The following is a 13,081-nucleotide window of genomic DNA, read 5'->3' as shown; positions in this document are numbered from 1 at the left end:
TGCGGTGCAAAATTTCGGTTGAGATTTTCTACAGATGGTTTTATCTTTGAATTGAATATCAGAATATCGTCATGTAACTGTGTGTCTATTTAAATAAAGAGAGGGTTTTTACCATGTCTGCTGAATTTGGTTTTGCTGAATATATCTGGATTGACGGTGCGTTGCCGACGCGCTATCTGCGTTCGAAAACGCGTGTTGTCAAACTCGGCCTTGAGCCGTCACTCGAAGATTTTCCCGAGTGGAGCTTTGACGGGTCTTCAACGCGTCAGGCTGAAGGGCATGATTCCGATTGTATCCTGAAGCCGGTGGCTTTTGTTCCCGATCCGTTCCGCGGTCCGGGCAGCTATCTGGTGATGACGGAAGTTTACGCGCCGAATGGCGATGTGCATGAAAGTAACTCCCGCGCACAGTTGCGCGCCATTCTGGATGCCGGAGCCGCCGCACATGAGCCCTGGGCAGGCTTTGAACAGGAATATACGCTGTTTGACGGCCGTACGCCGCTGGGTTGGCCGGAAAGCGGCTTCCCCGGACCGCAGGGGCCGTATTACTGCGGCGTGGGCGCGGATGAAGTTTATGGCCGCGAGATGGTTGAAGAACATGCGGCGATGTGTCTTGATGCCGGTCTGCTGTTCTACGGCATTAATGCCGAAGTCATGCCCGGCCAGTGGGAATTCCAGATCGGTTACCGCGGTGATGCCGGCGAAGCCAATGATGTGCTGACCGTGTCCGATCACCTCTGGCTTGCACGTTACTTGTTGTACCGCGTTGGCGAACAATACGGCATTGTCGTTTCCACACATAACAAGCCGGTCTCCGGCGACTGGAACGGGGCAGGTATGCACACGAACTTCTCGACAAAGGAGATTCGTGATACAAAAACAGGCAAAGCGGCAATTGAAAAAGCGGTGAAAGCGCTTGAGAAAAAGCATAAAGAACATATCAAGCTCTATGGTCATGGTCTGGAGCGTCGTCTGACCGGTCATCATGAAACCTGTGACATCAACACTTTCCGTGCAGGTGATGCCGACCGCGGTGCCTCTATCCGTATTCCGCGTCAGGTTGCCGATAAGGGCTACGGTTATTTTGAAGACCGCCGTCCGGGTGCAAATGCTGACCCGTATCTGGTTGCGGCACGTCTGTGCACAACGGTTTGCGGTGTTGACGAAGCGGTAATGCAGTTTACGGCATGGCCGCGCGAAGATGCGAAAAAACCTGCTGCGGTTGCTGCGGTTTAAGCCGCTGTCCTGCAGTATTATATTTTTTCAGAGACAGGCCGCTTTTTCGAAGGCGGTCTGTTTCCTTTTTACTTGCCAGCGGCGGCTGTGCGGAATAAATTAAAAAAGTCTTCAAGCGAGCGTGGCGGAATAGGTAGACGCAACGGACTTAAAATCCGTCGGGCCTTGTGCCCTTGGGGGTTCAAGTCCCCCCGCTCGCACCAAATTTTCTCTCTTTCAGTTCTGAAGTTTAAAAAGGCAAGCCGGTATTGTGCCTTATAAACAATTATTTAATCATATTCATTTGACATACTGTGTATATTAACATATAGTCCCTGAACGTTTAATATTGGATGAACGTTGCGAATGTAACAAAACGAAATTTGGTAATGGAGAATACACAATGACAGAATTTAATTTTTCGCCTTCAAAAGCTTTTGCCGGTGTTGCTCTGGTGGGTGCGGTTGGTCTTGGCTTGGGTTCCTTTACAATCCTGGAAGAAACAGAGCGTGGTATTGATTACCGCCTCGGTGAAATGGTCACAGAGAGTGCGGATCAGCTCCGTTCTCAGGGCTTTAGCCTGAAAATGCCGTTTTTAACATCCGTTAAAAAAGTCGATATTTCTTTGCAACAAGCTGATTATCCGGTTGTGTCAACATATACACGGGACAACCAGGTCATTACGGCATCATTGACCGTGATGTACAAAATGCCGGAAGGCGAGCTTGTCTCAATCTTTAAAAACAACCCCGATTATCTCAGCAAGCTTGAAACAACGGTGATGGATGCTGCAAAAAGCGCTCTGGGTCGTCAAGAAGCGCAAAATGTAGCGCAGAATCGCGAGCAGATCATGTTGCAGGTAACCGAAGAAACCGGCAAGCAAGTGAAAGATCTGCTGGGTATTGAAGTTGTCGCCGTCAAAATGCCGAATTTTGATTTTGATGATGACTTTGAAAGAGCGGTCAGTAAAGCTGCGAACGCCAAAGCCGTTCTGGACGAAAAAAGAACAGAGCTGGAGCAGCAACGTGTTGAAAAAGACAAAACAATCGTGACGGCAGAAGGCGCGAACGAAGCCAAAAAACTGGAAGCCGATGCTGCCGCATATCAGCTGCAAAAGCAAAAAGAAGCTGAAGCTATTGGTAACCTTGCCATTGCGCAAGCCGAAGCGGAAGGTTTCCTGAAAATTGTTGAAGCTATTGGTCAGGAAAATATTGCGACCTATCTGCAAACAAGCAAATGGGATGGTTCCGTACCTGCCGTATCCGGCGGCGGTGCCTCCACTTTGGTAGATATGCGGGAAATTGTTCCGGCAATTAAAGCGCCGAAAGCTCCCGGCAAATAAAAATAATAAATATTTTTAGGAATAGCGCCCTTGCAAAAGCAGGGGCGCTATTTTTTTTAAGAGGCCTGAAACCTTGCTTCAACTCTATTGTAAGTCATAAAAACTTGATCCAAATCAAGGCGTGAGGCGGGCTGTTTAGGGTAAGTTTCCGGCTATGATGATGCAACAAATCCCATATGATCTGCTGACGAAATATGATCGCCCCGCGCCGCGCTATACCAGCTTTCCGACGGCGGTACAGTTTGATCAGGATATCGCGCAGGATGATTGTGCCGCTCTGCTGTCCGGCATTGATACCGATAAGCCGGTTTCTTTATATATCCATGTGCCGTTTTGTCATCAGCTGTGCCATTACTGCGGCTGTAATACTAAAATCGTCAACAGCTACAGCCCCGTACAAAGCTATCTGGAATTGTTGCATGCCGAAATCCGTAAAGCCGGAGAATATCTTCCAAAGGATTTGAAAATTAACCGTCTGCATTTTGGCGGGGGTTCTCCGAATTTTTTAAAAACGGATGATGTCGCGCATTTGCTGGAAACGCTCACCCGTTTTGCGCGGCTGGACAGCGGCGCAGTGATTGATATGGAGATGGATCCGCGCCTGCTGACAAAAGAAAAAATCCGTGCCTATGCGCAAATGGGTGTGAAACGCGCAAGCCTTGGTATTCAGGATTTTGATCCGCAGGTGCAAAACTGTATCAACCGTATTCAGCCTTTCGAACAAGTGAAAAGCTGCGTGGAGACGCTGCGGGATGAGGGCATTTATCATCTGAATTTCGATCTGATTATCGGTTTGCCGGAGCAGACGGCGGAAACGGTTGCCAAAACCTCCGCACAGGCGATTGCCTTAAATCCGGATAGATTCTCTGTCTTCGGTTATGCGCATGTGCCCTGGATGAAAAAGCATCAGAAGCTTTTGGAGGTTTACCATTTGCCTGATGCCCGCCGGCGTTTTGAGATGACGGCGCTGTTGAACAAGACTTTGCAAGATGCCGGATATGCCGCTATCGGCATGGATCATTTTGCCAGAAAAGATGATCCCTTATATACCGCGCTGGAAAATAAAACCCTGCGCCGTAATTTCCAAGGCTATACCGATGATGAATCTGAAATTGTGCTCGGTTTCGGGCTGTCATCCATCAGCAGTTTCGGCGGTGCTTATTTGCAGAATATTACCGATGCGCCCGCATATCGCCGTGCTGTTAATAACGGCCTGTTTCCTGTGAAACGTGGACGTGTCTTGACGGAAGAAGATACGCGCCGCCGCGCGCTGATTGAAGAAATCATGTGTTATTTCACGGTTGATCTTGGGCATTACACGGATATTCCGCATTTGCGGGAAGAGACGGAGTCCGCGCTTGCACTGCTGGAGCAAGATGGAATTTTAGAGAGGGATGGAGGCAGGCTGACCGTGACGGAAGGCGGACGTCCCTTTGTTAGAATTGTGGCGGCTTGTTTCGACCCTTATTTTCAGCCCTGCGAAACGCGCCACGCAAAAGCTGTTTAAGCGGATTTCTGAACGGGATAGCCCTGCGCAATCCATGCATCCAGTCCGCCTTGCAGATTATAGACGGTTGTTTCAGGCAGACCCTTGGCGCAAATTTCACAAGCTTTGCTGCCGCGCAGCCCTGCTTTGCAGTGGAAAACAATTTTTTTGCCGGGTGTATGCGGCACGGTATCGGTTGAACATGTACCGACCGGTATCAGAATGGCATCCTTGATATGCGCCGCATCATATTCGGCAATCTCGCGCACATCAATCACCACGGCTTCGTCTTTATCCAGCCATTCCTTTAAGGTTTTGCAATCGACCATTTCAATTTTACTCATAATGATGCCCTTTCTTGCTAAACGGATATCTTAAAAACTGTAGCGCAGAGAAACATACAGATTGCTGTTATCTTCCAGCTGTCCGAAAAAGGTGTTGCGGCTTTCGCCATAGAAAAGATTGCCACCGGCCTCTGCCGTCCATTGGTCAGTCAGTTTCCAGTTGATATTGCCGCGTGTGTAACCGTCACTGTCGCCGGGGGCAAGAAAATTGAAAAGCGACAATTTGACATTCTGGTTCATCAGGAATTTTGTCAGGCGCAGCGTGAAAACATGACGGTTTTCATCCGGCACGGGCGACCCCGGCGCGGCGGCGGCGATCAGCCTATCGTAATCCGTCGTATGTTCCAGATTGTACTGGAAGCCGCCGGTCAGCTCCGTGGCGATTTCCTGCTCATAACCCATCAGGACGCGGAACTGGCTGTTCGGCAATACGGCGTTGCGCCCTGATCTGTCGTCCTTGCTGTCGTAATAGGCGACTTCCATATTTCCGATGCCGTGATAAACCGGCCCGCGGATACTGGCACCATAAACGGACAAGCGCGGGAAGGTAGCACGCGTATTCGGCACATCCAGCCCCTGCGGGTTTTTCCAGTAACCGTCATAGCCGTAAAGTGCGGTTTCATAGGCACCGAAATTTCTGTAGAGCCGCATCGCCCATTCATCTTCGGTGAAATATTTTCCGCGCGGGTCTGTCATCAGCACGGTGCCGCGACTTGTCTGTCCGCCTGTGAACGGGTTGAAGGTGCTGATGCGTGCGCCATCGGCGAAACGGTCTGAATCAAAATTCGGTGTGTAAACAACATCCAGATTGGCGATGTCGGAAAAGAACGACGTTTTCAGCGCATCAGACGGTGCTTTCAGATATTCCTCGTCACGCCCGATGAAAAAAGAATCGAAGTCTTTCGGGAACAGGTCGTTCAGGAAGATAAGATCACCCGTACCCCATGTCAGGATTTGCCGCCCGGCTTTGACATCCATGAAATCCGTTGCGCGCCAGCTGACAAAAGCCTCGCGCAGGTCAATCCAGCCGTCACCGTTATCAAGGTCAATCGCCCAGCGGTCGGCAACGGGATCGGCGATAAAATCCGCCGTGATGCGGGTGCTGATTTTATCCCAGAATTTTTCGGCCTGAAGCTGCAAACGGGTTTCGCCGATGCTGGCATCTTTTTCAAAATTCTGACCGGGAAGGCGGATACCTGCGCGGGTTTCGATAAAGCCTGTCAGATGGAAGGGCAGATCAAAACCCTGTTTTTCTTCTGCTGTCGGGCTATCAGCAAAATCTGTCTCCATCATATCAATGCCTGAGGGAAGCGCGGGTTCAGTGCTTTCAAGCCCCATCGGCAATGACGGTTCATCACTGCCACCAAGCCCTGCGGGAAGGGCCGGTTCGGATGATGTTGTGCCGCCGCCCAGACCGAAAGGCAGAGGCGGCTCCTCCGCAGCGGCAGGAGCCGTCGCGAATACGGGCAACAGAATAGCGGAGAGCAGGAGCAATTTTCTCATCGTTTGATATAGCTCATAGGCGGTTGGCGCAAATAGCGTTCCGTGAAAATATCATCCGGCACGCCGATATCATAATCCACATTCGAATAGGTCAGTTTGGTGACACTGCCCGAACGCAAATCCGTCATGCTGCCTTGCGTCACGGTCGGATATTTGCCGATGGTTTCGACTTTTTCGGCAGCACCTTCACGGTATTTTTTACCGTTTTTATCGTAATATTCGATTTTGACAGGGATGAAGCTGGCTTTGTGGATATAGCTTTTGAAATAGCTGAATTCCACCGCATCAGGGTCTTTGGGTGTGCTTTTCAATACGTAGTAATTATCCGTTGTTTCCAGCAATTCATGTGTATCCTCGACAGGGTTGCGTCCGGAAATATCTTCATAAAAAAAGTCGGAGCCGACAAAGCTGGTGCGCTCGTCGCTTGCTGCAATGCGTTTCACCAGATCCAGCGCGGGCAGATACATCCAGCGGTCATCATCCGCACCGACATGTTTCCAGACCATGAAAACGGTTTTATTCACATCGGCGGGACGGTTGAAATAGACATAGAATTTTTGTTCCGTGTCATCTTCTCCGCCGTCCTTGCGCAGGATGACAAGATCGCGGCTGCGTTTGCGTCCCTGTTTATCGGTGATCTCCATTTTGACATGGGCGCGTCCGTCTTCTCCCTGATAATAGGAGCTGTGATTGGCTTTGGCGACAATCTCGGAAACATCCACAGCAAAGGCCGGCGTTGCCGTCGCCCAAAACGCCGCCAGAGCGAGGGAGGAGGATAATATTTTCAGGCTTTTTTTCATGTCACATCTCCTTGACGGTTATATTATGCAGGCTTTCTTTTGCCTTGCCTATTTTTAAACAAGTATTTTTCAAACACCGTGATCAGCGACGGTAAAATCAGCAAGGTGGCCGCCCCTGCAAATAGCAGAATGGCTGAGATAAAAAATCCGACCGTTTTATACGGCACCAGCGGTGCGAAAAGCAGAGGGGTAAAGCCGACACCGATGACAATCACATTACGGGCGATGGCGCGTGCGGGTTCGCCAAAGACGGCGGCAATGGTGTTTTTCCATGTGCCGTGTTTCTTCGCAGCTTCGCGGCTGCGTGCCAGAAAGTGAATAGAGTAATCCACGGCCAGCCCCAGCGACAGCGAGGACAACACGGCGACCGGCATATCGTAATCCTTGCCGATCAAGCCGATAATACCATAGATAAAGGCAATTGTGACGGTCAGCGGCACCATGGACAGAACACCCCAGAGCAGAGAACGGAACAGGAACACCATCATAATCAGCACAATGACGAAAGAGCCCAGAAACGCTTCCAGCATTCCCGCGACCATTTTGTCCTGCCAGACGGTGTTAATATAGGTCAGGCCAAACCAGTTATGCTCCAGCGCCACCGGCCCTTCGTTTTTGGCAAAGAAATCATCGGCGGCGGCAATGACCTTGTTCATATCTTTATTGTCGCCGCTTTTCAGCTGGATCCACAAGACGGTTTTGTCGTAGGACGGAGTGGTGAAATGCCACAAATCATTCGGGCGGTGCGAGTTTTGATAGGTGATCAAAGTCTGCGCCACAGCATTCTGCGTGTCGGGAATGCGGAAGGCATCCGCTTCCCCAAGGAATAATTCGCGATGCACGGTTTTGACGATATCCGGCAGGGCGTTGCTTTTTCCGACCAGTCCCGTTTCCAGCAGATTGGCCTGCAGTTTTTCAAGATAATGCAAAGTGGCAGGCTGTTTGAAAATCTCGAAACGGCCATAGATTTGATCCACCAGCGTGCCGATATCATCCCAGGCATAATAGGCATCATCATCCGCCGCCGCATCCTGCTGCTGATAGATAAAGTCTTTGATGGCGTTAATATCGCCGCCCAGTGTTGTCAGCTCTGCATTCAAGGCGGTAGCCTGTGTGGAGCTGTTTTCATCCAGTGCAGTTTTCAGCGCATCGTGGAAGTCTGTCTTCAAATCGTTTTTGGGCTGTAATTCCAGATAGGCCATATAGGTTCCGGCAAAACGCGCATTCAGTTCCTTATCGGCGACGCGAATCTCATGTTTCTCCGTAAACCATTTGACGGGGTTGTCATTAATTTCAATCTTGCTGATGCCATAGCCCGACAAAGCAAATAGTGCCACGACCAGCAGCAGAATGGCACGGGCGCGGTGATAGGTGAAAGGTCCCATGATATGCAGCAGCTTTGCCAGCGGCGAGGAGGGGTGTGCCTCGTCTTCGTGATGGGCAAGGCCGAAACCTTCCAGCGATTTTTCGCTCATCAGCATGATATAGGCCGGCACCAGCGTAATGGTGAACAGCCATGCCATCAGCACACCAAAGGCAATAAAGATGCCGAAAGTTTGCACGGGCGGAATGGGCGTAAAGGCGAGGGAGCCGAAACCCGCCGCCGTGGTCAGGGAGGTAAACAGCATCGGTTTTGACAGTTCCTCCATCACATGGCTGATGGCTTTCTTGCGGTTCTTAAAGCGCGGATAGACATCAAAGAAATCCGACAATATATGTACGGCATCCAATACGGCAATGGGCATGATAAAGACGGGAATCATTGAGGACATGATATGCACCGTATGTCCGGTCATAATCAAGGCGCCCATTGTGATAATCACCGCCACCATCGCGACAATCATCGGCGCGACAATCAGTTTCACGCTTTTAAAGAAATACCACATCAGCAGGAAAATCAGCGCCATCGCCATTGGCGCGGAAACCGCCATCTGGATAAACATCTCCACACCGAAAGTATCCTGCGCAATCGGCAGACCGGTGATGTGATAATCATCATTGCCGTCAAAACTTGCGATTTTTTCTTTTAGCTTTTTGGCAACGGCATAGCTGGTATCTTTCGCAGTGATCGGGATATAAAGTGCCATGGCCTTGCCGTCACCGGAAACCAGCGTGTTGTTCAAGAACGGCAGTTTTGCGGCCTTGCTGTAAACCGCTTTGGCATCGTCCTCTGTTGCGGGCGGCTCTTTCATCAGCCATTCAAAGCGGACAGTACCCAGCCCGGCCTGTTCGATATTGTCGACATTGGAGGGCGAAATCATTTCCGCTTCGATAACGCCGGCATCCTGTCCGTTATCATCCTGCCAGACGATACTGCGCGCATATTCGCCAAGCGCGTAGATATTCTCCAGAGATTTTTTATTAAAGACGCCGTTTTCATGGCTCTTATTAACGACGCCGACGACGATCATATCATACAGGCTGTATTCTTTTTTGCGTTCATTGTGGAAGATGCGCACGGGTTCGTCTTCCGAGAGCATGTTTTCAGGGTCGGTATCAATGCTCAGACCGTGCAGTGCCGTAATCTGTTGCGGGAACAGGCTGGGCAGGGCAACGCCTGCGATAAAAAACAGGCTTAAAAAAACAGCCAGCCACATCGAGGCTTTGGGTTTGCGTACGGCTTTTTCTGACAGCATTAACATGTTTTTGTCCCTTTATTTTTGGCGTTCTCTTTTGCGGATACCCATCAGCCTTAGAGCATAAGTCTCGTAGAAAGGGGAGACGGAACCCGTTCTGACTTTCCGCAGGAAATACCATTCAAAAGCTATTTTCAACCAATGAACCCATTTGCCGCCTTTCATCCATGCGACATTGCGCGGCGGAATTTGCGGCAGTGCGACGAAGGCAACGCCGGTATTGCCCATATCAGCCAGACAAATAGCACTTAAAGACGGTTTGTGGCTTGGCGCCTTGTCGCGGCAGATATCAATAATATTATGCGCCGTGGCTGAGACCATGGATTCGATCATATAACCGGTTTTCGGAACGCCGACCGGTACGGGGGTTTGTTCCAGCGGCGCAATGGCGACGCAGACACCGACGGCAAAAACATTGGGATAGGTCGGGTTTTGCTGATAATCATTGACCAGTACAAAGCCTTTCTCATTCACCAGACCTTTTACGCCCATCAAGGCATCCACACCGCTAAAGGCCGGTAGCATCATGGAATAGTTGAAAGGCAGTTCATGTTTGCGTTTCTCTTTGCCAAATTCGTCCAGTTCCGTGATATGCATCATGCCGTCTTCAACGCGATCCACCTTGGCATTACAAATCCATTTAATATCGCGTTTGCGCAGTTCGCTTTCCAGCAATGTTTTGGAATCGCCGACACCGCCCAGCCCCAGATGACCGATATAAGGTTCCGCAGTGACGTAAGTCATCGGCACTTTGTTGCGGATACCGGCCTTTTTCAGATCCTGATGCATAATAAAGGCATGTTCATAGGCGGGGCCGAAACAGGAGGCGCCCTGTACGGCACCGACAATCACCGGACCGGGATTTTTCTTAAGAACAGCCCAGCCTTCGGCGGCTTTTTCGGCATGGTCGACATGGCAGACCGATGCGGTGAAGCCGTCATGAGGTCCCAGTCCTTCGATCTGTTCAAAGGCGAGACGCGGGCCTGTCGAAATCACCAGGTAGTCGTAAGAGACAGTTTGTCCATCCGCCAGTTCAATACTGTTATGATCAGGGTCGACCTTCTTCGCGGCGACAGGGATAAAGTCGATATTCTTTTTCTTTAGATATTTTTCAAGAGGCACTTCAATATGCTTCCGGCTGCGCCAGCCGACCCCGACCCAGGGATTGGAAGGAACAAAATGGAATGTCGGGCTGTCGGAAATAACGGTGATTTTATGTCCGTCCTTGCGGCTGCATGCGGCGCGCATGTCATAGGCCATGGAAACCCCGCCAATTCCGCCACCTAAAATAACAATATGTGCCATGTTGCGCTCCTGTTTTATTTAAAGGCTTGTCCGGGCTTGAAACCGGCAGCTTTTAAAATGATCGCCAACGGGCAAAAACCTGTGAAAGCCGCTTGAAACATATTCAACCCTACAAAGCCCGTTAGCAAGAGCCAATAAGGGGAAAAGTAATGCGCCAAAGCCAAGCTTAGCAAAATCACAAACCCCGCAAAGGCAAAGACAAAACGATCAATATTCATGTGTTGCAATCCTTCTGTAAATGTTTATCTATCTTTATTTTACATCAAATTAAATTATTTTTCAATAAATTAATTTATATTAATATTGTATCCATAATAAAACCGCTTTATCAATAGACTTTCTGCATGATGTGTAGAAGTAATGAGGTGAAAAATGGCGTCCCCTACGGGATTCGAACCCGTGTTGCCGCCGTGAAAGGGGAAAAACGTTACTTTATGAAAACGCCAGTAAACACATATAATCAAAACAATACAATATGTTACTATTTTAGTGTTTTTTATTGTTTACCCATATTTGGCACTGTATATTACGTACAAGTTACGTACGGATAATTTGGAGATTCATTAAATGGCAAGGACTGTTAAGGATAAAAGGCTGGATACACGGACTGCACGCCAGTCATTAAAAGCTCAGCGTGAACCCCATTGGAAGAACATTGATAGGGGTTTCCACATTGGATATAGAAAGCACAAAGATGGTGGAGGCTCTTGGATTGCACGTGTGCGCTCTGAGGAAGGCAAATATCAATTTTGTCAATTGGGCAAGGCGGATGACATTCAGGATGCAGACGGTATGGCTGTCTTGGATTTCTCGCAAGCTCAAGCAAAAGGTCGCCAATGGTTTGAGGAAAGCAAAAAAAGCGAGCTGGGGATTGGGAATGCTAAGCTTACCGTAAACGATATTTTGGATGATTATTTGGAATACTTGCGTATGCATGGTAAATCAGCAGAGCGTGCAAAATATAGTATTGAAGCTTATCTGCGTCCTGAGTTTGGTCATTTGCTTGTTACCAAGCTGACCTCTAAGAAAATTTCAGATTGGCATAGGGGGCTTGCTCAAGAGAAGCCGAGACAACGGTCAAAGCATGGTGAAATATCCAACAATGAAGACGCAAAAAAACAGTCAGATTATGCGCGCAAGAGGAAAAGCTCTGCAAACCGTATTTTGACGATACTGAAAGCGGCATTGAACAGGGCGTACCAAGAAGGCAAGGTCGCAAGTGACGATGCGTGGCGACGCGTTAAACCTTTCCGAAATGTAGAAAACGCGAAGATAAGGTTTTTAATGCCTAATGAAGTCCAGCGCCTCGTGAATGCATGTGATCCAGACTTTAGAAAAATGGTGTTGGCTGGATATTTTACCGCCTGTAGATATGGCGAGTTGACTAAGCTTCATGTAAGTGACTTTAACCCGGAAAACGGAACACTCTTTATTGCTGATAGCAAAAACGGCAAACCACGTCATGTGACTTTAACCGATGAGGGGCGTCGTTTCTTTGAAAAAGCTGTTGTTGGTAAATGTGGTGGAGAGCTTATCTTCACTCGTGAGGATGGTGAGCAGTGGGGAAGATCGCATCAAACTCGCCGCTTAAAAGAAGCTTGTGAGCGCGCCAGAATTTCTCCTGCGATCAGTTTTCATATTTTGCGTCATACGCATGCAAGTCTATTGGCGCAGAATGGAACCCCGTTGCCTGTAATTGCCCATCAGCTAGGGCATGCTGATACTCGTATTTGTGAGAAGCATTATGCGCACTTAACACCTAACTATGTTGCGGATACCATCAGGGCTAACTTCCCTGTAATGGGAGTGTTAGAGGATGAGAACATTGTTTCAATTGTGAATGTAAAAAAGAGGTAATTATGTTTTCACAGAAACATCAGGACTTTATCAGGGATTCAATCGCTACAAAAGCTGCTGAAATGATGCAAGTGTATTATGGACGTGTGAGGAAACCTAGAGATACAGCGCAATGGCAGAATCGCTTTAAAGAACAAGCTATGCAGTTAATGTGGGAGTGCCATTTTAAGCAGATACCGCCTCCTTTGGATTTGGTGTTCTTAACTGCTTGTCTATTTGGAAAAAAGCATAGTTGGTCCTATGCGAAGTTTGCTGTCCTAAATTTTTTAGCTAAGCAATATCCTCCAACAAAAGAAGTAAAAGACCTCCCAAGAGGCACAAAAACAAAGGTGCACCGTATTATAGAGGAGTGTGACGGAGTTCAGATGCAAGGGCGCAAACTTGACAAGGCTGGCGGGAATGAAGCTCGTGATTACCGGCGAACACTTGAAGGGTGGCTTAAAGAGGAACTTTTTTTCATGGTTTGGGAGGCTAAATATGCCCATTTTCAAAAGAATTCGCCCCGTCCCAATGAAAATGAATTGCTAGAAGTTGTAAAAAAGGCAATAGATACAATGAAATAGAAAATGGGGAAAACATCGTCTTTTTTCCCCA

At 48.8% G+C, this 13,081-nt stretch carries 11 protein-coding genes and 1 tRNA gene; 6 read left to right on the top strand and 6 right to left on the bottom strand.

Annotated features, from left to right (window positions below; translation table 11 throughout):
- The first annotated feature begins 113 nt into the window (after positions 1-113).
- The 4 genes from HND56_08010 to hemN all read left to right on the top strand — a co-directional run bounded on the left by HND56_08010 (position 114) and on the right by hemN (position 4,063).
- Entirely contained in the window at positions 114-1,235 is a 1,122-nt protein-coding gene (locus tag HND56_08010) for a glutamine synthetase (protein QKK05633.1), read from the top strand.
- Between the two features lie 115 nt (positions 1,236-1,350).
- Positions 1,351-1,438: transfer RNA gene (locus HND56_08005), tRNA-Leu, on the top strand.
- Positions 1,439-1,563: 125 nt separating this feature from the next.
- Complete coding sequence (locus HND56_08000; protein ID QKK05632.1) at positions 1,564-2,556, top strand: hypothetical protein; 993 nt, start codon at positions 1,564-1,566, stop codon at positions 2,554-2,556.
- A 154-nt stretch (positions 2,557-2,710) separates the two neighbouring features.
- Entirely contained in the window at positions 2,711-4,063 is a 1,353-nt protein-coding gene (hemN, locus tag HND56_07995; GenBank protein ID QKK05631.1) for an oxygen-independent coproporphyrinogen III oxidase, read from the top strand.
- On the opposite strand, the gene HND56_07990 is transcribed toward hemN, so the two are convergent.
- The 6 genes from HND56_07990 to HND56_07965 are packed head-to-tail and all read right to left on the bottom strand — an operon-like array spanning position 4,060 to position 10,848.
- Complete coding sequence (locus HND56_07990) at positions 4,060-4,386, bottom strand: rhodanese-like domain-containing protein (protein QKK05630.1); 327 nt, start codon at positions 4,384-4,386, stop codon at positions 4,060-4,062. The two genes, hemN and HND56_07990, sit on opposite strands and share 4 nt — an antisense overlap.
- 30 nt (positions 4,387-4,416) lie before the next feature.
- Positions 4,417-5,889 (bottom strand): hypothetical protein, encoded by a 1,473-nt coding sequence (locus HND56_07985; GenBank protein ID QKK05629.1) that lies wholly within the window; start codon positions 5,887-5,889, stop codon positions 4,417-4,419.
- A complete protein-coding gene (locus HND56_07980; GenBank protein ID QKK05628.1) occupies positions 5,886-6,689 on the bottom strand; it encodes an outer membrane lipoprotein-sorting protein in 804 nt (267 codons plus the stop codon). The genes HND56_07985 and HND56_07980 overlap by 4 nt, the downstream gene beginning before the upstream one ends.
- Positions 6,690-6,712: 23 nt before the next feature.
- Complete coding sequence (locus tag HND56_07975) at positions 6,713-9,331, bottom strand: MMPL family transporter (GenBank protein ID QKK05627.1); 2,619 nt, start codon at positions 9,329-9,331, stop codon at positions 6,713-6,715.
- A gap of 12 nt (positions 9,332-9,343) precedes the next feature.
- Positions 9,344-10,630, bottom strand: a complete 1,287-nt coding sequence (locus HND56_07970; protein ID QKK05626.1) for an NAD(P)/FAD-dependent oxidoreductase — start codon at positions 10,628-10,630, stop codon at positions 9,344-9,346.
- 14 nt (positions 10,631-10,644) lie between these two features.
- Positions 10,645-10,848: a DUF2892 domain-containing protein gene (locus tag HND56_07965; GenBank protein ID QKK05625.1), complete on the bottom strand. Its 204-nt coding sequence runs from the start codon at positions 10,846-10,848 to the stop codon at positions 10,645-10,647.
- Between the two features lie 349 nt (positions 10,849-11,197).
- Here HND56_07965 and HND56_07960 point away from each other — a divergent pair, with 349 nt between their 5' ends.
- Positions 11,198-12,487 (top strand): site-specific integrase, encoded by a 1,290-nt coding sequence (locus tag HND56_07960; GenBank protein ID QKK05624.1) that lies wholly within the window; start codon positions 11,198-11,200, stop codon positions 12,485-12,487.
- Positions 12,488-12,489: 2 nt separating this feature from the next.
- Entirely contained in the window at positions 12,490-13,050 is a 561-nt protein-coding gene (locus HND56_07955; protein ID QKK05623.1) for a hypothetical protein, read from the top strand.
- The last annotated feature ends 31 nt before the right edge of the window (positions 13,051-13,081 follow it).

The sequence above is a fragment of the Pseudomonadota bacterium genome (assembly GCA_013285465.1).
In the GTDB taxonomy this organism is placed as follows: Bacteria; Pseudomonadota; Alphaproteobacteria; order Micavibrionales; family CSBR16-224; genus CSBR16-224.
Note: the sequence above shows the minus strand (reverse complement) of the source record. Positions and strands in the feature narration are given on the sequence as shown.